Origin of the sequence: Streptomyces sp. NPDC006134 (assembly GCF_040628835.1) — a bacterium.
Classification (GTDB): Bacteria; Actinomycetota; Actinomycetes; order Streptomycetales; family Streptomycetaceae; genus Streptomyces.
Map to the genome: position 1 here is coordinate 1 of NZ_JBEXTV010000066.1, position 21911 is coordinate 21911.

16 protein-coding genes are annotated in these 21911 nt (G+C 73.4%); 9 read left to right on the plus strand and 7 right to left on the minus strand.

Annotated elements, in window-relative coordinates; all coding sequences use genetic code 11:
* Positions 1-123 precede the first annotated feature (123 nt).
* A complete protein-coding gene (locus ABZ340_RS31195; RefSeq protein ID WP_358785221.1) occupies positions 124-708 on the minus strand; it encodes a biotin transporter BioY in 585 nt (194 codons plus the stop codon).
* A 408-nt stretch (positions 709-1116) separates the two neighbouring features.
* On the opposite strand from ABZ340_RS31195, the gene ABZ340_RS31200 reads away from it, so the two are divergent.
* The 3 genes from ABZ340_RS31200 (at position 1117) to ABZ340_RS31210 (ending at position 3876) form a co-directional block, all read left to right on the plus strand.
* The gene (locus ABZ340_RS31200) at positions 1117-2496 is read left to right on the plus strand and encodes an amino acid permease (protein WP_358785222.1); all 1380 of its coding nucleotides are present in this window, start codon (positions 1117-1119) and stop codon (positions 2494-2496) included.
* Between the two features lie 155 nt (positions 2497-2651).
* Entirely contained in the window at positions 2652-3299 is a 648-nt protein-coding gene (locus tag ABZ340_RS31205; RefSeq protein ID WP_358785223.1) for a superoxide dismutase, read from the plus strand.
* A gap of 355 nt (positions 3300-3654) precedes the next feature.
* Positions 3655-3876, plus strand: a complete 222-nt coding sequence (locus ABZ340_RS31210) for a hypothetical protein (protein WP_358785224.1) — start codon at positions 3655-3657, stop codon at positions 3874-3876.
* Between the two features lie 30 nt (positions 3877-3906).
* On the opposite strand, the gene ABZ340_RS31215 is transcribed toward ABZ340_RS31210, so the two are convergent.
* Positions 3907-4539 carry a DsbA family protein gene (locus ABZ340_RS31215; RefSeq protein ID WP_358785225.1) on the minus strand — a complete coding sequence of 211 codons (633 nt, stop codon included), beginning with the start codon at positions 4537-4539 and terminating at the stop codon, positions 3907-3909.
* A gap of 149 nt (positions 4540-4688) precedes the next feature.
* Here ABZ340_RS31215 and pepN (ABZ340_RS31220) point away from each other — a divergent pair, with 149 nt between their 5' ends.
* A complete protein-coding gene (gene pepN / locus ABZ340_RS31220) occupies positions 4689-7265 on the plus strand; it encodes an aminopeptidase N (protein WP_358785226.1) in 2577 nt (858 codons plus the stop codon).
* 195 nt (positions 7266-7460) lie between these two features.
* The gene (locus ABZ340_RS31225) at positions 7461-8510 is read left to right on the plus strand and encodes a hypothetical protein (protein WP_358785227.1); all 1050 of its coding nucleotides are present in this window, start codon (positions 7461-7463) and stop codon (positions 8508-8510) included.
* Between the two features lie 81 nt (positions 8511-8591).
* Here the strand turns inward: ABZ340_RS31225 and ABZ340_RS31230 are convergent, their stop codons facing one another.
* A complete protein-coding gene (locus tag ABZ340_RS31230) occupies positions 8592-9740 on the minus strand; it encodes a serine hydrolase domain-containing protein (RefSeq protein WP_358785228.1) in 1149 nt (382 codons plus the stop codon).
* Between the two features lie 178 nt (positions 9741-9918).
* Positions 9919-10050: a hypothetical protein gene (locus ABZ340_RS31235; protein ID WP_358785229.1), complete on the minus strand. Its 132-nt coding sequence runs from the start codon at positions 10048-10050 to the stop codon at positions 9919-9921.
* 253 nt (positions 10051-10303) lie between these two features.
* Here ABZ340_RS31235 and ABZ340_RS31240 point away from each other — a divergent pair, with 253 nt between their 5' ends.
* On the plus strand, positions 10304-13627 hold the full coding sequence (locus tag ABZ340_RS31240; protein ID WP_358785230.1) for a S8 family serine peptidase: 3324 nt from the start codon (positions 10304-10306) through the stop codon (positions 13625-13627).
* A 143-nt stretch (positions 13628-13770) separates the two neighbouring features.
* Here the strand turns inward: ABZ340_RS31240 and ABZ340_RS31245 are convergent, their stop codons facing one another.
* Complete coding sequence (locus ABZ340_RS31245; RefSeq protein ID WP_358785231.1) at positions 13771-14682, minus strand: hypothetical protein; 912 nt, start codon at positions 14680-14682, stop codon at positions 13771-13773.
* 1 nt (position 14683) lies between these two features.
* Positions 14684-15217: a sigma-70 family RNA polymerase sigma factor gene (locus ABZ340_RS31250; RefSeq protein WP_358785232.1), complete on the minus strand. Its 534-nt coding sequence runs from the start codon at positions 15215-15217 to the stop codon at positions 14684-14686.
* Positions 15218-15557: 340 nt separating this feature from the next.
* Here ABZ340_RS31250 and ABZ340_RS31255 point away from each other — a divergent pair, with 340 nt between their 5' ends.
* Positions 15558-16577: an aspartate-semialdehyde dehydrogenase gene (locus ABZ340_RS31255; protein ID WP_358785233.1), complete on the plus strand. Its 1020-nt coding sequence runs from the start codon at positions 15558-15560 to the stop codon at positions 16575-16577.
* A 22-nt stretch (positions 16578-16599) separates the two neighbouring features.
* On the opposite strand, the gene ABZ340_RS31260 is transcribed toward ABZ340_RS31255, so the two are convergent.
* On the minus strand, positions 16600-17814 hold the full coding sequence (locus ABZ340_RS31260; protein ID WP_358785234.1) for an MFS transporter: 1215 nt from the start codon (positions 17812-17814) through the stop codon (positions 16600-16602).
* Positions 17815-17919: 105 nt separating this feature from the next.
* Between ABZ340_RS31260 and ABZ340_RS31265 the strand changes: the two genes are divergently transcribed.
* Entirely contained in the window at positions 17920-18786 is an 867-nt protein-coding gene (locus ABZ340_RS31265) for a LysR family transcriptional regulator (protein ID WP_358785235.1), read from the plus strand.
* A gap of 272 nt (positions 18787-19058) precedes the next feature.
* Positions 19059-21635, plus strand: coding sequence for an aminopeptidase N (pepN, locus tag ABZ340_RS31270; protein ID WP_358785236.1), 2577 nt, complete (start codon positions 19059-19061; stop codon positions 21633-21635).
* The last annotated feature ends 276 nt before the right edge of the window (positions 21636-21911 follow it).

Sequence of the window (21911 nt, forward strand, 5' to 3'; positions counted from 1 at the left end):
GGGGGCGTACGGCGGGGGGGGTCCGGGGGGAATCCCGCCCCCCCGCTTGCGCGGTGGCGCTTAGAACGGGGAAGGGGTCCTGCGGCGTGTGCCGCAGGACCCCTTCCCCGTTCTCGCCGCGGGTCAGCGCTTGCCGGCCAGCTTCCAGGCGGCCGGCAGCAGGCCCATCGCCAGGACCGCCTTCAGGGCGTCGCCGATCAGGAAGGGCGTGAGGCCGGCCGCGATCGCGGCGGTGGCGGACATGCCGGTCGCCAGGGCCAGGTACGGGACGCCGACGGCGTAGATGACCGCCTCGCCCAGCACCATCGTGCCGGCCGTGCGCCAGGCGGAGCGGTCGGCGCCGCGGCGGGCCAGCGCGCCCACGACCGCGGCGGCGAGCAGCATGCCGAAGACGTAGCCGAGGGAGGGGGCCGCCGTCCCGGAGGCGCCCTGCGCGAACCACGGCACGCCCGCCATGCCGGCCAGCGCGTACAGCGCGATCGACAGGACGCCGCGGCGGGCGCCGAGGGACGTGCCGACCAGCAGCGCGGCGAAGGTCTGGCCGGTCACCGGGACCGGGGAGCCCGGCACGGGGACGGAGATCTGGGCGGCGAGGCCGGTGAGCGCGGCACCGCCGAGCACGAGCGCGACGTCGCGGACGCGGGAGGCCGGAAGGAGGTCGGCGAGGACCTGGCCGGTGCGGGTGGGGGTTGCGGCAGCGGTGCTCATGGGGACTCCGCGGTGGTGTGGACATGTCGGGACGATGCGACGCTATCCCAGCGCGCTGGTGGCGATCACCGTCAGCGCCCGACAAAGGGTCGAGCGGCGGCTTGGTGCACTCCGCACAAAGGCTGCCGGTTACACCAAGTACGGCGTGATACCGGTCACGGGCGAAGAGACGTTTCCCCCACTCCGGCCCCACTGGCCGCGACTGTAGACTTCCACCAAACCGGAGACGCCTGCCCGGCCTCGCACCGCGCGCCTCGCACCGCGCATCCCCGCCGGGTGACCGGCCCCTCACGCTCCGCGTCTCCGGCGTCCGTATGGTGGGAACCCCCTGCCCGCGAGCGGGGCGACCGCCCAGACTGTGGGCGTTTTACGCCCGCCACCGCCTCACCCCCTGGACGAGCCGCGCCCATGCCCAGCACCACCACAGAGAAGCCGCCGGCCACGGACGGCGCTTCCCTCTCCCACGGCCTCAAGCAGCGCCATCTGTCGATGATCGCCCTCGGCGGCGTGATCGGCGCCGGCCTGTTCGTCGGATCCGGAGCCGGCATCGCCGCCGCCGGACCCTCGATCGTCATCGCCTACGCCCTCTCCGGCATCCTCGTGATGCTGGTGATGCGGATGCTGGGCGAGATGTCGGCCGCCTATCCGTCGTCGGGCTCCTTCTCCGCGCACGCCGAGCGGGCCATCGGTCCCTGGGCGGGCTTCACCGCGGGCTGGTCGTTCTGGGTGCTGCTGTGCACGGCGGTCGGCCTGGAGGGCATCGGCGCCGCGCAGATCGTGTCCGGCTGGCTGCCGGGGACGCCCGAGTGGGCCTGGGTCGCGCTGTTCATGGTCGTCTTCTGCGGCACCAACCTGGCCGCCGTGAAGAACTTCGGCGAGTTCGAGTTCTGGTTCGCGGCGCTGAAGGTCGGCGCCATCGTCCTGTTCCTGGCGCTCGGCGTGCTGGCGATCGCGGGCGTGCTGCCCGGCACCGACTCCCCCGGCACCTCCCACCTGAGCGACTTCCTGCCCAACGGCAGCGAGGGCCTGATCGTCGGCCTGCTCGCCTCCGTCTTCGCCTACGGCGGCCTGGAGACGGTCACGATCGCCGCGGCCGAGTCGCAGGACCCGGTCAAGGGCGTGGCCGGCGCCGTACGGACGGCGATGTGGCGGATCGCGCTGTTCTACGTCGGCTCGATGGCGGTCATCGTCACCCTCGTCCCGTGGGACTCCGCGGAGGTCGTCGCGAAGGGCCCGTACGTCGCCACCCTCGACACCCTCGGCATCCCCGGCGCCGGCCAGCTGATGAACGTGGTCGTGCTGGTCGCACTGCTGAGCGCGATGAACGCCAACATCTACGGCGCCTCCCGCATCGCCTACTCGCTGGTCGAGCGGGGCGAGGGCCCCAAGGCGCTGGGCCGGGTGTCGGGCGGGGTGCCGCGGGTGGCCGTACTGGCCTCCTCCGTCTTCGGGTTCGGCTGCGTGCTGCTGAGCTACTGGCGGCCCGACGACGTCTTCTCCTGGCTGCTGAACATGATCGGCGCGGTGATTCTGGTCGTCTGGATCTTCATTGCCGTCTCGCAGCTGCGGCTGCGCCGCCGCCTGGAGCGGGAGGCGCCGGAGAAGCTGGTGGTGCGGATGTGGGCGTTCCCGTGGCTGACGTGGCTGGCGCTGGCCGGCATGGCGGCGATCTTCGTCCTGATGGCCCGCGAGCCGGACACGCGCGTGCAGCTGTACTCGACGGGCGGCATGACGCTGGTCCTGGCGGCCGTCGGCTACGCCTGGCAGAGGGCCCGCGCCCGCCGCTGACGGCGGCCGGTGCCCGAAGGGCCCCCGCCCGGACCCCTGGAACAAGGGAGTCCGGACGGGGGCCCTTTCGCATGCCCGGGCACGCGCGCGCCCCCCTCTTGCTGCTAGCGTGCACTTGCAAGCCTTTTGCAATAAGAGGTCGGAGGGGATCCGCCATGCCCGTCTACACGCTGCCTGAACTGCCGTACGACTACTCCGCGCTGGCCCCCGTGATCAGCCCGGAGATCATCGAGCTGCACCACGACAAGCACCACGCGGCCTATGTGAAGGGCGCCAACGACACGCTGGAGCAGCTCGCCGAGGCCCGGGACAAGGAGGCGTGGGGCTCGGTCAACGGCCTGGAGAAGAACCTGGCCTTCCACCTGTCCGGGCACATCCTGCACTCGATCTACTGGCAGAACATGACCGGCCCGAAGGACGGCGGCGGCGAGCCGCTGGCCCAGGACGGCGTGGGCGAGCTGGCGGAGGCGATCAAGGAGTCGTTCGGTTCCTTCGCCGGCTTCAAGGCCCAGCTCTCCAAGGCCGCCGCGACCACGCAGGGCTCCGGCTGGGGCGTCCTGGCGTACGAGCCGCTGAGCGGGCGGCTGATCGTCGAGCAGGTCTACGACCACCAGGGCAACGTGGGCCAGGGCTCGACCCCGATCCTGGTCTTCGACGCCTGGGAGCACGCCTTCTACCTCCAGTACAAGAACCAGAAGGTGGACTTCATCGAGGCGATGTGGCAGGTCGTCAACTGGCAGGACGTGGCGCGGCGCTACGAGGCCGCGAAGTCCCGCGCGAACGCGCTGCTGCCGGCGCCCTGACGCGCCCGTGAGACGTCCTGCCTCGTGATCGTCTTCTCACCTTTCGCGCGGCGGGCGGAAAAGAGGGAAGCCCCCGTGAGGACGTGACTCACGGGGGCTTCCCGCATGCGGGGACCGCGCGGGCCGGGGCATCCCGGGCCGGGGCATCCCGGGCCAGATCGTGGCCGAGGGCGTGGCGCGGGAGGCCGCCGGGGGCCAGGGCGGCGCGGCGGGCCGGGCGCCTCACGCAGGGGCGCGCGCCGGGGCGCGGCCGACGCGGCCGGTGCCCGAGGGCGCCCGGGGCGCGCCGGTGCGCGCGGCGGATACGGCCGTGCGCCGCTTCCGGTACGGGGGCCTCCGGGGGACAGTGGCCCGCATGGGTCTTCCGAACAGGCGGTGCCCCAACTGCGGGGACACCGACCAGGACTTCCGGCCGCTCACCGACGAGGAGAGGGCCTACGCCCTCACCCAGGTGCCCAGGGCGGACATCGGCACCTACCGGCGCTGTGCCCGCGACGGGTGCCTGCGGGTGCAGTCGTACTTCAACTGGAAGTCCGGGTTCAGCCTGCCGGAGTCGTTCCGGGCGGCGGGCGGCTGAGCCGTCGCGGGCCGGCCGCCCGCCCGAGGCTCAGTCGAAGACCGGCCCCTGGGTGCGGGTGCGCTTGATCTCGTAGAAGCCGGGGACGGAGGCGACCGCGAGGGTGCCGTCCCACAGCTTGGCGGCCTGCTCGCCCTTGGGGGCGGGGGTGACGACCGGGCCGAAGAAGGCGATCTGCTCGCCGTCGGGGCCGGGGACGGCGATGACCGGGGTGCCGACCTCCTGGCCGACCTTGTCGATGCCCTCCTTGTGGGAGGCGCGCAGCTGCGGCTCGTACGGCGTGCCGTCCCAGTGGTCCATCAGGGACTCGGGCAGGCCGACGTCCTTCAGCGCCGCGGCGACCGTCTCCTTCTCCAGGCCGCCGCCCTGGTTGTGGATGCGGGTGCCGAGCGCGGTGTAGAGGTCGCCGAGGACCTCGGCGCCGTGCTCCTCCTGGGCGGCGATGACGACCCGGACCGGTCCCCACGCCTTGGTCGCGAGCATCTCGCGGTACTCCTCGGGGAGCTCGTCGAGCTTGTCCTCGTTGAGGACGGCCAGGCTCATCACGTGCCAGCGGACCTCGATGTCGCGGAGCTTCTCCACCTCCAGCACCCAGCGGGAGGTCATCCAGGCCCAGGGGCACAGCGGGTCGAACCAGAAGTCGACGGGAGTCTTCTCGGACATGTCTCTCCTCGTGAGGCAAGCGGTTCGGCAGCCGATCCCCCGGGGAACGCGCAGGCCCGCCCCGCCCATTCCCGGCTGTCCGCCGTCAGGGGCGCATGGCAGGATCAGGGCTGTCCACATCCTGATCACGAGCCGAGGGAGTGCCGCCCGTGCCCGGTGAGAATCTGTCCCGCGACGAGGCCCGGGAGCGGGCCGCCCTGCTGTCCGTCGACGGGTACGAGGTGTCCCTCGACGTGCGTTCCGCGGTCGGTGACGAGCACCGGGAGGGGCCGCGCACCTTCCGCTCCGTCACCACGATCCGGTTCCGCTGCGCCGAGCCGGGCGCGTCGACGTTCGCGGACCTGATCGCGCCGAGCGTCACGGCGGTCAGCCTCAACGGGCGCGACCTGGACCCGGGCGAGGTCTTCGACGGCTCCCGGATCGCGCTGGAGGACCTCGCCGCCGAGAACGAGCTGATCGTCGACGCCCAGTGCGCCTACTCCCGCACCGGCGAGGGCCTGCACCGCTTCGTCGACCCCGAGGACGGCGAGGTGTACCTGTACACCCAGTACGAGCCGGCCGACGCCCGCCGGGTCTTCGCCAACTTCGAGCAGCCGGACCTCAAGGCCCCGTTCCGCTTCGAGGTGCGGGCGCCCGAGGAGTGGACGGTGTGGTCCAACGGCGTCGGCGAGCGCGCCGACGGGGTGTGGCGGTTCGCGGAGACCAAGCCGATCTCGACGTACATCACGTGTGTCGTGGCGGGCCCGTACCACTATGTGACCGACACCTACACGCGGACCTTCGACGACGGCACGACGCTGGAGATCCCGCTCGGCGCGATGTGCCGCAAGGGCCTGGCCCCGCACTTCGACGCCGACGACGTGTTCCTGGTGACCAAGCAGGGCCTGGACTTCTTCCACGACCACTTCGACTACCCGTACCCGTTCGGCAAGTACGACCAGGCGTTCGTGCCGGAATACAACCTGGGCGCGATGGAGAACCCGGGGCTGGTGACGTTCCGGGAGGAGTTCATCTTCCGCGGGAAGGTGACGCGGGCGTCGTACGAGGGCCGCGCCAACGTGATCCTGCACGAGATGGCGCACATGTGGTTCGGCGACCTGGTCACCATGCAGTGGTGGGACGACCTGTGGCTGAAGGAGTCCTTCGCCGACTTCATGGGCGCCTTCTCGCTGGTGGGCGCGACCCGCTTCACCGACGGCTGGATCACCTTCGCCAACCGCCGCAAGGCGTGGGCCTACCGCGCCGACCAGCTCCCCTCCACCCACCCGATCACCGCCGACATCCGCGACCTCCAGGACGCCAAGCTCAACTTCGACGGCATCACCTACGCCAAGGGCGCCAGCGTGCTCAAGCAGCTCGTGGCGTACGTCGGCCAGGACGCCTTCCTGGAGGGCGCGCGGCGGTACTTCAAGCGGCACGCGTACGGCAACACGCGCCTGGGCGACCTGCTGTCGGTGCTGGAGGAGACCAGCGGGCGGGACATGGGCGCCTGGGCGCGGTCGTGGCTCCAGACGGCCGGCGTCAACGCGCTGACCCCGCAGGTGCTGCTGGACGCCGAGGGGCGGATCGACGAGCTGGCGGTGGTGCAGGAGGCCGCCGAGTCGCACCCCGAGCTGCGCCCGCACCGGGTGGCGGTGGGCCTGTACCGGCGGACCGGGGGCGGCGCCCTGGAGCGGTACGCGCGCGCCGAGGTGGACGTGGACGGGCCGCGCACGGTCGTGGCGGAGCTGGCCGGGGCGGACGCGCCGGAGCTGGTGCTGGTCAACGACGACGACCTGACGTACTGCAAGATCCGCTTCGACGAGACGTCGCTGGCCACGCTGCGCGCCGGCCTCGGCGGCATGACGGACCCGCTGGCCCGCGCCCTGTGCTGGTCGGCGCTGTGGAACATGACGCGGGACGCGCTGCTGCCGGCGCGGGAGTTCGTGGACCTGGTGCTGCGGTTCGCGGGCCGCGAGTCGGACATCGGCGTCCTGCAGATGCTGCACGCGTGGGCGGACTCCGCGCTGGTGCACTACGCGGCACCCGCGTGGCGCGAGACCGGCGAACGGCTGCTGGCCGAGGGCGCGCTGCGCGAGCTGCGGGACGCCGAGCCGGGCAGCGAGCAGCAGCTGGCCTGGGCCCGCTTCTTCGCGCGGACGGCCTGTACGGAGGCCGATCTGCGGCTGCTGCGGGGCCTGCTGGAGGGCACCGGGAAGATCGACGGGCTGGACGTGGACCAGGAGCTGCGCTGGGCGTTCCTGGAGCCGCTGGCGGCGCACGGCGTGGCCGACGAGACGGTGATCGCCGCCGAGCTGGCCCGGGACGACACCGCCTCCGGCAAGCGCCACCAGGTGCGCTGCCTGGCCGCCCGCCCCTCGGCGGCGGTCAAGGCGCAGGCGTGGGCGCAGGTCGTGGAGTCGGACGCGCTGTCGAACGCCCTGGTGGAGGCGACGATCGCGGGCTTCACGCAGCCCTCGCAGCGGGAGCTGCTCGCGCCGTACGCCGAGAAGTACTTCGCGGCGATCGAGCGGGTGTGGAGCGAGCGGTCCATCCAGATCGGGATGGACGTCGTCCGGGGCCTGTTCCCGGCGCTCCAGGACTCGCAGGAGACGCTGGACGCGACGGACGCGTGGCTGGCGGCGCACGCCGGTGCCGCGCCCGCCCTGCGCCGCCTGGTGCTGGAGGCGCGGGACGACCTGGCGCGGGCGCTGCGCGGTCAGGCGTGCGACGCGGCGGCCGGCTGACCACACCCCCGAGATGTGCGCTGAGTAACCGTTACGGAATTCAGGCAATCACCCCGTAACCCCTGGTCCCGACCCGAACGGACCAGGGGTTTTCGGCATCCGAACACCCGTCCTTTAGGGCGTTCTTGTCCGTGTTTGTCGACGGACGCGTAACACGGGTTCAAAGAGGGGGGGAATGAGGGAAGTTCCCGGGGCATGAACCACAACACCCCGCTCTCCCCGCGCCCCCTCCAGCAGCTCGTCGCCGGCCCGCGCCGCGTCCTGACCGCGGCCCAGCTCCGCGCGCACGGCGTCCCGGCCGCCGAGACGAACGCACAGTGCCGCCCCGGCGGTCCCTGGCGGCAGCTCCTGCCCGGTGTCGTCCTGCTCCATCCCGGGCCGCCGACCAGCGAGGAGCGGCTGCACGCGGTGCTGCTGTACGCGGCGCGCGAGCGGACCGCCGGCGTCCCCTCCCAGCCCGGCGCCCGGGCGGCCTGCGGGACCGGCCCGGCGGAAGCGGTGATCACCGGACTGGCCGCGCTGACCCTGCACGGATTCACCTCCACTCCCCCGCTGCCGGCCCTGGACGCCATCGACGTCCTCGTCCCCCGGCTGCGCCGGCTCCGCTCGGCGGGCTGTGCGCGGATCCTGCGCACCGCCGACCTGCCCGTGCCCGAGCAGGTCACCGGGCTCCCGGTCGCGCCGGTGGCGCGGGCCCTGGCCGACACGGTGGCGGAGCTGACGGACGCGGCCGCCGTGCAGCGGCTGCTGACGGAGGCGGTGCGCGGCGGGTACTGCGAGCCGGCCTCGGTGGTCCGGGAGCTGAAGCGGGCGCGGCTGCTGAGCCGCCCGCACGTGGTGGACGCGGTGGAGTCCCTGCTGGCCGAGGGCCGGGCGATCGCGGAGGACCGCCTGTACCGACTGGTGCGCGAGTACGGCCTGCCGGACCCGGCGTGGAACGTCGATCTGCGCCTGCCCGGCGGTCCGCTCCTCGGCGGTGTGGACGCCTACTGGCCGGACCACGCGGTGGCGGTGGAGCTGGACACCCGCGCCCACCGGCGGGGGCAGCCCCACGACGAGGACGCGGTGTGGTCGGAGTACGTCCGCAAGCGCGAGCACCTGGAGCGGCTGGGCATCACCGTCGTGCACCTCACCCCCAAGAAGCTCCGCGACGCGCCGGAACAGCAGGCGACCGTCGTGAGGACCGCGTTGATGGCGGCGGAAGACAGGGAACCCGCCGCATACGTCGTGGTGTTGCCCCGGTAGTGACGGACCGTGGGCGGCACCAGGAGGGGAGAGGAGGGGCCGCGGGGTGAACCGCCCGCCGGTCCCTCCTCGTTGCCGCGGTCAGCTCCCGCAGAACTCCGCCTCGATCACCGCCCCGCTGTCGCCGGACCAGTCGCCGTTGAAGTTGAGGGCGAGCGCGTGGCGGCCGTCCCGCGTCGTCACCGCCTCCGACGAGGAGCCGTGGATGCCGCCGCTGTGCCCCCAGACGGTCACGCCGCAGTCCAGCTCGGACTTGATCAGGCCCAGGCCGTAGTCGAAGGCCTCGCCCGTCTTCACCGTGTCCGTCATCTCGGCCAGCTGCGCCGGCGGCAGCAGCCGGCCGCGGAGCAGGGCCGTGTAGAAGCGGTTCAGGTCCGCCGAGCTGGAGATCATCTCGCCGGCCGCGGCGGCGATGGAGGGGTTGAGCTTCGTGACGTCGTACGTGGGGCCCGTCGCCGTCTCGGCCAGCTTGGAGTAGGCGCGGCTGCTGGGTCCGGGGACGGTGGCCCGGGCGCCGGGGACGGAGGTGGCGCGCAGGTGCAGCGGGTCGATGACGCGGCGGCGGACCTCCTCGCCCCAGGGGCGGCCCGTGGCCTTCTCGACGACCAGGCCGGCCAGGACGTAGTTGGTGTTGGAGTAGTTCCAGGAGGCGCCCGGCTCGAAGTCGGGCCGGTGGGACAGGGCGACGGCGACGAGACGCTCGGGCGGCACCGTGTCGTAGCGGTGCCGCAGGAAGCCGTCCGCGGCGAAGTACGTGCGGGCGAACTCCTTGTCGGCGGTGTAGTTGGAGATGCCGCTGGTGTGGTTCAGCAGTTGCCGCAGGGTGATGCGGGTGCCGTCGTAACCGTTGCCGCGCACCAGGCCGGGCAGCCACTTCTCCACCGTGTCGTCCAGGGAGAGGCGGCCCTCGGCCTCCAGCTGGAGCAGCACGGTGGCCACGAACGTCTTGGTGATGCTGCCCACCCGGTACCGGTCCTGCGCCGAGCGCGGCTCGCCCGTGCGCAGGTCGCCGACGCCGGCGGTCGCGGACCAGGTGGCGTGGCCGTCGCGGGCGGTGGCCACCGCGCCGGGCACGCCGTCCTCGACGGCGGCCCGGAGGGCGCGGCGGGTCGCGTCGTGGCCGTCCGTGGCCGGTGCCGCGGTGGCGGTGCCCGCCAGTCCGGCGGTGAGCGCGGCCGTGAGCGCCACGGCGGTCGCCGTGCCGAGGGCGGTCCGTATGCGTGCGGTCATGGGGTTCCCCCTGGTCCTCGTGGTCCTCGTGCTGCTCCGCTCGATGCCGGTGGCCGTCGAGCCCGGTCGGGCGGAGAGACCACCGGGGGTGGAGGGAAGGTTGCGTGGTGTTGCGGTGGTTGAGTGTGTTCCGGCCGACTTGGGCGACCGACCGGCGGGCGCGTCCCGGGGCCGTGCGCTACTCCTCCGCCCGCGCGAGCCGTCCCGTCACCGGCCGCTCGCGCCACAGCCGCAGCCCGGTGTCGACGAACGGCACCCGGCCGTCCCGGACGCAGAGGGCGTAGGCCGCCGCCCGGACCTTCCTGCGCACGCCGTGACGTTAACCCGCGCGGCGTCCGGTACGACCGGTCCGCGCACGGGAATGCCCTGGTTCGCCCCATACATTCCCGGTGGCGCATGGCGGAATTACGCCACGGCCCCATCCCGCCTCCATCAACTCTCCCCAAACATCCACCCCTTGCGTCAGGCTGAGCGGTCATCCGGGATCGCATTCCGGACTTCCGCGGCCAGGGCCGATCGGTCCCGGTCGCACCCGATCGTTCCTTTACCTCCAAGGGATGCCGATGACCCACACCCCCCAGCGCGAACCGATACCGGGCGCCAGACGCCTGGCCCGCACCGCCGTGGCCGCGGGCATCGTCGCCGCGCTCTGCACCGCCGGGCCGATACCCCTGGCCTTCGCCGCCGACGCCCCGGCCGCCTCCGGCCCGGCCGCCTCCAGCCCGGCCGACGACGCCGCCAAGTCGGCGCACGACAAGCTCGGTTCGGACGACGCGGACCTGCTCGCCGAGGCGAAGGCCGAGGGCGAGAAGAACGTCACGATGATGGTCGCCACCGCGCCCGGGCAGACCGAGCAGGTCGCCCGGCAGCTGGACGCGGTCCAGGGCGGCACCGTGGGCCGCACCTACGACAAGCTCGGCTACGTCCGGGCCACCGTCCCCACCGGCAAGGCGGACGCGGCCATCGCCGCCGCCGTGAAGCTCTCCTCCGTGCACGGCATCGACCTGCGCGAGGAGATCCCGCTGGACGACCCGACGCCGGCCGCGGACACCGCCGGGGCCGCCGGCGCCCAGGGCACGGCGACGTACCCGGCCCCGGACCGCCGGACCCCCGCCGAGAACCCGTACAACCCGTCCTTCGAGACGGGCGCCGTCGACTTCGTCGAGGACCACCCGAAGGCGGACGGCCGCGGCATCACCATCGGCATCCTCGACTCCGGCGTGGACCTCGCCCACCCGGCGCTGCAGAAGACCACCACCGGCGAGCGGAAGATCGTCGACTGGGTGACCGCCACCGACCCGGTCGTCGACGGCGACCGGACCTGGCGCCCGATGCTGACCTCCGTCTCAGGGCCCGCCTTCACCTACGGCGGCAAGAGCTGGCGGGCCCCGGCGGGCTCCTACCGGGTCAGCACCTTCCTGGAGTCGTACACCACCGGCGGAGACGCCGCCGGCGACGCCAACCGGGACGGCGACACCACCGACTCCTGGGGCGTGCTGTACGACGCGGCGTCCGGCACGGTCCGCGTCGACCTGAACAACAACCAGGACTTCGGCGACGACGAGCCGATGAAGCCGTACAAGGACGGCTTCCAGATCGGGTGGTTCGGCACCGACGACCCGGCGACCGACGTCGCCGAGCGCCAGCCGTTCGTGGTCGAGATCCGCAAGGACGTCGTCTACAACTCCGCGGGCGCCAAGGCCGACTTCGTCAACATCGGCGTCATCGAGTCCGAGCACGGCACGCACGTCGCCGGCATCACCGCCGCCAACGGCCTGTTCGGCGGGAAGATGAACGGCGCCGCCCCCGGCGCGAAGATCGTCTCCTCGCGCGCCTGCACCTGGTCCGGCGGCTGCACCAACGTCGCGCTGACCGAGGGCATGATCGACCTCGTCGTCAACCGCGGCGTCGACATCGTCAACATGTCGATCGGCGGCCTCCCGGCCCTCAACGACGGCAACAACGCGCGCGCCGAGCTGTACACCCGGCTCATCGACACCTACGGCGTCCAGCTGGTGATCTCCGCGGGCAACTCCGGCCCCGGCGCCAACACCATCGGCGACCCGTCCCTGGCCGACAAGGTGATCTCGGTCGGCGCCTCCATCTCCAAGGAGACCTGGGCCGCCAACTACGGCTCGGTGGTGGAGAAGGAGTACGCGATGATGCCGTTCTCCTCGCGCGGCCCGCGTGAGGACGGCGGCTTCGCGCCCACCCTGGTCGCCCCGGGCGCCGCGATCAACACCATCCAGACCTGGCTGCCGGGCGCCCCGGTCACCGAGGCGGGCTACTCCCTCCCGGCCGGCTACGGCATGCTCCAGGGCACCTCGATGGCGTCCCCGCAGGCCGCCGGCGCCTCCGCGCTGCTGCTGTCCGCCGCGAAGCAGAAGGGCATCGAGCTGACGCCCGCCACCCTGCGCACGGCGCTGACCTCCACCGCCGACCACATCAAGGGGGTGCAGGCGTACGAGGAGGGCGCGGGCCTGATCAACATTCCGGACGCCTGGGAGGCGATCCGCGACGGCGCCACCGCCCACACCTACACGGTCGAGGCCCCGGTGGACACCGCCATCGACGAGTTCCTGAAGAAGCCCGGGTACGGCACCGGCCTGTACGACCGCGAGGGCGGCCTGAAGGCCGGCCAGAAGAAGACGTACGAGATCACGCTCACCCGTACCTCCGGCGCGGACAAGGCGATCCGCCACGAGCTGCACTTCGAGAACAACGCGGGCGGCACCTTCCGGATCGCCGGCTCCGACGAGGTGCGGCTGCCGCTGAACCGGCCGGTGACGGTGAAGGTCGAGGCCGCGCCGCGGAGCGCCGGGCTCAAGAGCGCGATCCTGGAGGTCGACGACCCGCGCACCGAGGGCATCGACAAGCAGGTCCTGTCCACGGTCGTGGTCGCCGCGCCGCTGGACGCGTCGCAGAAGTACACCCACTCCGTCTCCGGTTCGGTGCAGCGCAACAGCACCCGGTCGTACTTCGTGACCGTCCCCGAGGGCGCGAAGGCGCTGGAGGTGGCGATCGGCGGGCTGAAGGACAAGAGCCAGACCCGGTTCATCGCCCTGCACCCGTACGGCGTCCCGGTCGACAGCACCTCCACGCCGTACTGCTACAACAACTACCTCGACGGCAACGGCTGCAAGCCCGATGCGCGCTCCTACGCCGACCCGCAGCCGGGCGTCTGGGAGATCGAGGTCGAGTCGCGCCGCACCTCCCCGCTGCTCGACAACCCCTACACCCTCGACGTCGCCGTCCTCGGCGCGGCCTTCGCCCCGGAGGTCGTGACCGTGCCCGAGGCGAAGGCGGGCACCCCGGCCGCCGCCTCCTGGACGGTGACCAACCGCCTCGCCGCCCTCGACGGCAAGCTGGTGGGCGGCCCGCTCGGCTCGGCCGCGACCGCCCGGCCGACGATCGGCCAGGGCCAGACGCGGACCGGCACGGTCGAGGTGCCCGCGGGCGCGACCTCGCTGGACGTGGCCATCGGGGGCGTCTCCGACACCGCCGCCGACCTCGACCTGACGGTCTACGACAAGGACGGCAACGTCGTCGGCCAGTCCGCCGACGGCGACTCGGAGGAGTCGGTCTCCGTGCCGAAGCCGGCCGCCGGCACGTACACCGTCGAGGTCGTGGGCTACTCGGTGCCGTCCGGCTCCACCGCCTACGACTACCGGGACGTGTACTTCGCCGCCTCGCTCGGCACGGTCACCGTCGACGGTACGGCGCCGGTGAAGCTCGGCACCGGCGCGTCCGCGTCGGTCTCCGCCGATGTCACCGCGCTGGCCGCCGCGCCGGAGGGCCGGGAGTTCTTCGGCCGGGTGCAGCTGGTGAACGCGCGCGGCACGGTCGCGGGCACCGGCAGCGTGAAGATCGGGAAGGTCGTGCCGTAGGTCCGCGGGGTCCACGGGCCCGGGACCTGCGGACCCGCGGGTCCGCAGGTCCATAGGCTCGTAGGTCCGTAGGTCCGGTACGGCATCGGGGCGGGCGCTCTTCGGGGCGCCCGCCCCTTTGCCGTGCGCCTCCCCGCGCGTCCCTACGCGCAGGAGGGCCCGGGGGAGGCGGACCGGGCGGCGGTGAGGGCGGCGCGTTCGGGGGCGATCTCCCGCTCCCCGACGAAGAGGGCGTCCGGCACGGACCCGTGCCGCGGGATCGCAACGAGCACCCTGTCGCCCGTACGGAGCCGGGCGGAGGAGCCGTCCAGCTCGAAGACGGCCCGGTCGTCCCCCGCGGCCGGCCGGTACGACCGCGTGACGCGCAGCGTCACCCGGTACCGGTCCGCGCCGGGCACCCGTTCCACCGCGGTCACCGTGCCCTCGGCCACCAGGCCGGCGCAGGCCAGGTAGCCGGGGCCGCCGAAGGCGGACCCGGCGGGGGTCTCCGCCTTGGCGCCGGCGTCGGCGGCACTGCCGCCGGACGCGTCGCCGGTGCCACCGCCGGCCTGGACCAGCAGCCACCCCAGACCGGCCACCACCACGCCCGCGCAGGCCACGGCGAGCGCCCCGAAGGCGAGGGCGAGCGGACGGCGCCGGGGACGGGGGCGGGGACGGGCCGGCCGTGCCCGGACCGGCGCGGGGGCTGCCGGCGCGGAGGCTGCCGGCGCGAGGGCCGGCTCAGGGGCCGGCTCGGGGGCGCGGTCCGGTCCGGACGGCTCCGAGAGCGCCCCCGCGATGATCCCCAGCTGCTCCCGCAGCAGCGCCACGTCGGCCACCGCCGACCGGTGCTCGGCCAGCAGGGCGGCGTCCGCGCGGGCCCCGGGCGGCAGCGGCTCGCCCGTGATCGCGGCCATCAGCGGGTCCGCCCCGGCGGCACCGCCGCGCCCGCCGCGCCCGCCGTGCCCGCCGTGCTTGTCGTACCCGTCGTGCCCGCCGTGCTTGTCGTACCCGTCGTGCCCGCCGTGCTTGTCGTACCCGCCGTGCCCGCCGCGCTTGTCGTGTTCGGCGGCCATGTCACACCACCTCGTCCTCGTGCAGGCGGGCGCGCAGGGCCCGTACCGCCGTGTGCAGCCTGCTCTTGACCGTGCCCTCGGGGATGCCGAGCTGCTCGGCGATGTCGCGCACCGGCAGGTCGGCGTAGAAGCGCAGGACGACGACCTGACGCTGGGCATCGGGCAGGTGGTCCAGGCCCCGGGCGACGGCGAGGGAGAGCAGGCTGGTGTCCTCCCCCGAGGGGTGCTCCGGCGGACGCAGCGCGGCCAGACGTTCGCCGATCCGCTCCTGGCGGCGCTTGGCCCGGTGCCAGTCCATGGCCAGGTTGGAGGCGACGACCGCCGCCCACGCGGAGACGTCGCGCGGTGCCTCCCGCCCGCTCGCGGCCCGCTCCAGCAGCCGCAGGCGGACCTGCTGCACCCCGTCCGGCAGGTCCGCCTGCGGCACCCCGCCGAGCGCGAGCACCGCCCGCACCCGGCGTTCCTGCGCCGCGTCCAGAGGATCGTCGTCGACGTCCCTCCGGGCGCGGCGGAGCTTTCCGCGCAGCACAGCCACCCCTCCCCTCGCCGCGTTTCCCCTAGGACGCCCGACGGGGCGGAAACGTTCGGTCCGGGTGCGGATCGTCACCGGGAGGCGTACGTCACATCACCGTGTGCGCCGTCGGCCCCTGGGCAGGCGCGCGGCAGCACAGCTTGCGGCCCAGCGCCCCGTAGGGCTGAATATCTGCAGCTCAGTGGGGGTGGCGGCCGAAGTTCCGCAACCGCCCGGCGGGGCGGCGCGTCCCACTGCCCGGGCAGCCCGGGCAAAGAAGTGGACAGGTGGGCCGGGCCGGGCCGCATGATGGAAAGACCTCGGCCAGGCAACGGCCACGTAAAGAGACGTCAGAGGAGTCACCGTGAGGGTCGGAATCGTCGGAGCCACCGGTCAGGTCGGCACGGTCATGCGCAGGATTCTCACGGAGCGGAACTTCCCGGTCACCGAGCTGCGCCTGTTCGCCTCCGCCCGCTCCGCGGGCAAGGAGCTGGACGGGGTGACGGTGGAGGACGCAGCCACCGCCGACTACACCGGGCTGGACATCGTGCTGTTCTCCGCGGGCGGCGCCACCTCCAAGGCGCTGGCCGAAAAGGTCGCCTCGCAGGGCGCCGTCGTGATCGACAACTCCTCCGCCTGGCGCCGGGACCCCGAGGTGCCGCTGGTGGTGTCCGAGGTGAACCCGCACGCGATCGCGGACCGCCCCAAGGGCATCATCGCCAACCCGAACTGCACCACGATGGCCGCGATGCCGGTGCTGAAGCCGCTGCACGCCGAGGCGGGCCTGGAGGCCCTCGTCGTCGCCACCTACCAGGCCGTGTCCGGCTCCGGCCTCGCCGGTGTCGACGAGCTGTTCGAGCAGGTGACGAAGGTCGGCGAGGACGCGCCGAAGCTGACCCACGACGGTGCGGCGGCCAACTACCCCCAGCCGCAGAAGTACGTCGCGCCGATCGCGTACAACGTGCTGCCGCTGGCCGGCTCGATCGTCGACGACGGGCTGAACGAGACCGACGAGGAGCAGAAGCTCCGCAACGAGTCCCGCAAGATCCTGGAGATCCCCGGGCTGAAGGTCTCCGGCACCTGCGTGCGCGTGCCGGTCTTCACCGGCCACTCCCTCCAGGTCAACGCCCGCTTCGCCCGCCCGATCAGCGTGGAGCGTGCCAAGGAGCTGCTGGCCGGTGCCCCCGGCGTGGCCCTCACCGACGTGCCGACCCCGCTCCAGGCCGCCGGCCAGGACCCGTCGTACGTCGGCCGCATCCGCCGGGACGAGACCGTCGACAACGGCCTGGCCCTGTTCATCTCCAACGACAACCTGCGCAAGGGCGCGGCCCTGAACGCCGTGCAGATCGCGGAGCTGGTGGCGGCGGAGCTGTCCGCCGCGTAGGCCGTGAGCGGCGCGGGGGCGGTCACCGGAGACCGGGGGCCGCCCCCGGCGCGCGGTGGGCGGACACCACGGCCGGCAGGGCGAGCAGCGCCGGCCCGGCGCCCACCGCGAGGACCCACGGCAGGCCGAGGGCGTCCGCGGCCCGCCCGCCGGTGAACGCCCCGAGGGCGATCGCCGCGTTGAACACCCCGGCGAACAGGCCCGACGCCGCCTCCCGGGCGTCGGGGACGGCGGCCGACAGCCAGTTCTGGGCGGACACCGAGACACCGCCGTACAGCAGGCCCCACAGGACGAGCAGCACCACCGAGCCGGTGAGCGAGCCGCCGGCCGGGGCCAGCAGCGCGACGGCCGCGCCGATCCCGGCCGACACCACCAGCAGAGCCCGGCGCGGGGCGCGGGCCGCGAGGGCGCCCAGGGTGAAGGTGCCGGCGATGCCCGCGAGGCCGTAGCCGAGCAGCAGGGCGCTGATGAGGCCGGGGCCCGTGCCGGGGACGCGTTCCAGGAGGGGGCGGACGTAGGTGTAGGCCGCGAAGTGGCCGGTGACCAGCAGCGCCACCGCCGTCAGGCCGCGGGAGAAGCGGGGCACGCGCAGCAGGCGCCCGAAGGTGCGGAGCCGCACCGGCCGCTCGCCCGCCAGCGGCGGCAGCGCGGCCCGCAGCGCGGCGGCCACCGCCAGGGCCAGCAGGGTCAGCGCGGCGAACGCCCAGCGCCACCCCGCGACCGCGCCGAGGAAGGTGCCCGCGGGCACGCCGAGCACGGACGCCACCGCGATTCCGCTGAAGATCAGCGAGGTGGCCCGCCCCGTCGAGCCGGCCGGCACCAGCCGTACCGCCAGTCCGGCGGCCACCGCCCACACCCCGCCGATGCAGAGGCCGACCAGGGCGCGGGCGGCGAGCAGGACGCCGAAGCCGGGGGCGAGCGCGCACAGCAGGTTGGCGGTGGCGAGCAGGAGCAGCAGCGCGCACAGCACCGTGCGCCGGTCGGTGCGGCCCATGGCGACCGGCAGCAGCAGCGCGCCGCCCGCGGCGACCAGCCCGGGCAGGGTGACGGCCAGTCCGGCGGTGCCGGCCGAGACGCCGAGGCCCGCGCCGAGGGAGGTGAGCAGGCCGACGGGGAGCATCTCGGTGGTGACGACGGCGAAGGTGGCGGCGGTGACGGCGCCCACCGCCGCCCACGGGTGGCGGGGCGGCACGGCCGGGGGGTTCGCGGAGGCGGTGTTCCGTGTCGTGGAGGACATGCCTCCACCCTTCGGCGCGGGCGGGCCGGGAACAACGGCGAACTCCTCACCCTTCCATGAGCGGGGCTCATCGATCCGATCGTCCCGAGAGGGAGGGTGACCGCCGTGGCCGGGCTGGAGACGCGGGAGCTGGAGTGCTTCCTGGTCCTCGCCGAGGAACTGCACTTCGGGCGGGCGGCCGAGCGGCTGTACGTGTCGCAGAGCCGGGTGAGCCAGTTGCTGCGCTCCCTGGAGCAGCGCATCGGCGCCCGGCTGGTGCACCGCACCAGCCGCCGGGTGGCGCTCACCCCGCTCGGCGAGCGTTTCCTGGCGGACCTGCGCCCGGCGTACGGCGCGCTGCGGGCGGCGGTGGCGGACGCGCGGGCGGCGGCGCGGGGCGTCACGGGCACGCTGCGGCTCGGGTTCCAGGGGACGTCGGACGTACGGCTGCTGCGGGCGGTCGCCGCGTTCCAGGAGGCGCATCCGGGATGTGTGGCGGACCTGGTGGAGATTCCGTTCGCCGACCCCTTCGGCGCGGTCCGCAAGGGGGCGGTGGACGCCGCCGTCGTCCTGCTGCCCGTCGAGGAACCGGACCTGGTGCTGGGCCCGGTCTTCTCCCTCCAGCAGCAGACGGTGGCCGTCTCCGTGCGCCACCCGTTCGCGGCCCGCGCCTCGGTGACCGCCGCGGAGCTGGCGGAGGTCCCGCTGGTCGAGGCCGCGCCCCCGGCCCCCGCCTACTGGCGGGCCGCGCACGCCCCCGGCAGCACGCCCGGCCCACGGGTGACGACCCTTCAGGAGGGCCTCACCCTGGTCGCCGCCGGCCGGGCCGCGCTGCTGCTGTGCCGGCCCACGGCCGCCCACCACCGCCGCGAGGACGTGGTGTTCGTACCGGTCGAGGGGCTGCCCGACTCCGCCCTCGGCCTGGTGTGGCACCGGGACGGGGAGACCGAGCGGGTGCGGGCCTTCGCCAAGGAGGTGGCGGCGATCGGGTGAGCGCCGCGTCGGACGGGCGCCGCACCGGATGAGCGCCGCATCTGGTGGGAGCCGCATTGGATGAGCGCCGTATCTGGTGGGAGCCGTATCGGGCGGGCGCCGTATCGGGCGGGCGCCGTATCGGGCGGGCGCCGTATCGGGCGGGCGCCGTATCGGACGGGCGCCGCACCGCTCGCCCGCGTGGGCGCTCCCGTGGCGGAGACGGACATCGCGTCGCGCGCCCCTGCCGTGGAAGGATGACGCAGACCCACCCATAACGAGGAGATGACCGCGTGCCTGGCACAAACCTGACTCGCGAAGAGGCGCAGCAGCGGGCGAAGCTGCTCACCGTGGACTCGTACGAGATCGAGCTCGATCTCTCCGGCGCGCAGGAGGGGGACACCTTCCGGTCCGTGACCACCGTGCGCTTCGACGTCGCCGAGGGAGGTGCGGAGTCGTTCATCGACCTGGTGGCACCGGCCGTGCGGGAGGTGACCCTCAACGGGGACTCCCTCGACCCCGCCGAGGTCTTCCGGGACTCCCGGATCGCCCTGCCGGGCCTGCTCCAGGGCCGCAACATCCTGCGCGTGGTCGCCGACTGCGCGTACACCAACACCGGTGAGGGCCTGCACAAGTTCGTCGACCCGGTCGACGACCAGGCTTACCTGTACACGCAGTTCGAGGTGCCGGACGCCCGCCGGGTCTTCGCGAGCTTCGAGCAGCCGGACCTGAAGGCGACCTTCCGGTTCACCGTGAGGGCGCCGGAGGGCTGGACGGTCGTCTCCAACTCGCCCACCCCCGAGCCCAAGGACAACGTCTGGGAGTTCGCGCCGACGCCGCGCATCTCGACGTACATCACGGCGCTGATCGCCGGCCCGTACCACTCGGTGCACAGCGTGTACGAGAAGGACGGCCAGAGCGTCCCGCTGGGCATCTACTGCCGTCCCTCGCTCGCGGAGTTCCTGGACTCGGACGCGATCTTCGAGGTGACCCGGCAGGGCTTCGACTGGTTCCAGGAGAAGTTCGACTACGCGTACCCGTTCGAGAAGTACGACCAGCTCTTCGTGCCGGAGTTCAACGCGGGCGCGATGGAGAATGCCGGTGCGGTGACCATCCGCGACCAGTACGTGTTCCGGTCGAAGGTGACGGACGCGGCGTACGAGATGCGGGCGGAGACCATCCTGCACGAGCTGGCCCACATGTGGTTCGGCGACCTGGTCACCATGGAGTGGTGGAACGACCTGTGGCTGAACGAGTCGTTCGCCACCTACACGTCGATCGCCTGCCAGGCCGCCGCGCCCGGCTCGCGCTGGCCGCACTCGTGGACCACGTTCGCCAACTCCATGAAGACCTGGGCGTACCGGCAGGACCAGCTCCCGTCCACGCACCCGATCATGGCGGACATCCGCGACCTGGACGACGTGCTCGTCAACTTCGACGGCATCACGTACGCCAAGGGCGCCTCCGTGCTCAAGCAGCTCGTCGCCTACGTCGGCGAGGACGAGTTCTTCCGGGGCGTGCAGGCGTACTTCAAGCGCCATGCGTTCGGCAACACGCGCCTGTCGGACCTGCTGGGCGCCCTGGAGGAGACCTCCGGGCGTGATCTGAAGACCTGGTCGAAGGCGTGGCTGGAGACGGCCGGCATCAACGTGCTGCGCCCGCAGATCGAGACGGACGCCGACGGTGTCGTCACCTCCTTCGCGATCCGCCAGGAGGCCCCGGCGCTCCCGGCGGGTGCCAAGGGCGAGCCGACGCTGCGCCCGCACCGGATCGCGGTCGGCTGCTACGACCTCGACGCGAGCGGCAAGCTGGTGCGCACCGAGCGGGTCGAGCTGGACGTCGACGGCGAGCTGACGGCCGTACCGCAGCTCGCCGGCAAGCGCCGCCCGGCCGTGGTGCTGCTCAACGACGACGACCTGTCCTACGCCAAGGTGCGCCTGGACGAGCGGTCGCTGGCCGCCGTCACCGAACACCTCGGCGACTTCACGGAGTCGCTGCCGCGCGCCCTGTGCTGGGCGTCGGCCTGGGACATGACCCGGGACGGGGAACTCGCCACCCGCGACTACCTCTCCCTGGTGCTGTCCGGCATCGGCAAGGAGTCCGACATCGGCGTCGTGCAGTCGCTGCACCGCCAGGTGAAGCTGGCGATCGACCTGTACGCCGACCCCTCCGCCCGCGAGACGCTGCTCGCCCGCTGGACGGAGGCGACGCTGGCCCATCTGCGCGCCGCCGCCCCGGGCGGCGACCACCAGCTGGCGTGGGCGCGCGCCTTCGCGGCGACGGCCCGCACGCCGGAGCAGCTCGATCTGCTGGAGGGCCTGCTGGACGGGTCGCAGTCGGTGGAGGGCCTGGCCGTCGACACCGAGCTGCGCTGGGCGTTCGTGCAGCGGCTCGCCGCGGTGGGCCGGTTCGGCGAGGAGGACATCGCCGCCGAGTACGAGCGGGACAGGACGGCCGCCGGTGAGCGGCACGCGGCCACCGCACGGGCGGCCCGTCCGACGCCCGAGGCCAAGGCGGAGGCGTGGGCGTCGGTCGTGGACTCCGACAAGCTGCCCAACGCCGTCCAGGAGGCGGTCATCTCCGGCTTCGTCCAGACCGACCAGCGCGAGCTGCTGGCGCCGTACACGGAGCGGTACTTCGAGGTGCTCAAGGGTGTCTGGGAGTCCCGGTCCCACGAGATCGCCCAGCAGATCGCGGTCGGCCTGTATCCGTCGGTGCAGGTCACGCGGGACACGCTGGACCGGACGGACGCCTGGCTGGCCGCCGCCGAGCCGAACGCAGCCCTGCGGCGGCTCGTCTCCGAGTCCCGCGCGGGCGTGGAGCGCGCGCTGAAGGCGCAGGCGGCGGACGCGGCGGCTGCGGCCGAGTAGATGCCTGGAGCGGGGGCGTCCGGTGTCGTGCCGGGCGCCCCCGCTCGCGTCCGGGAGGCCGCCGCAGCGGGTCCCGGAGGCACCCGCCCGTCACCGCGCCGGCTCACGGGCCCTGCGTGACGTGCCTCACGCGCGGCGGGCTTGAACCTCACACGGGTGGCAGCTCCTGGCGTCGGAGCATGACGACACCGCGAACGCCCCTCTTCTGCGGCATCCCGTGAGTTCCGCTGAGCCCCGCTGAACCCCTGGGCGCGTGGCCGGGAGGTTTTTCCTCCT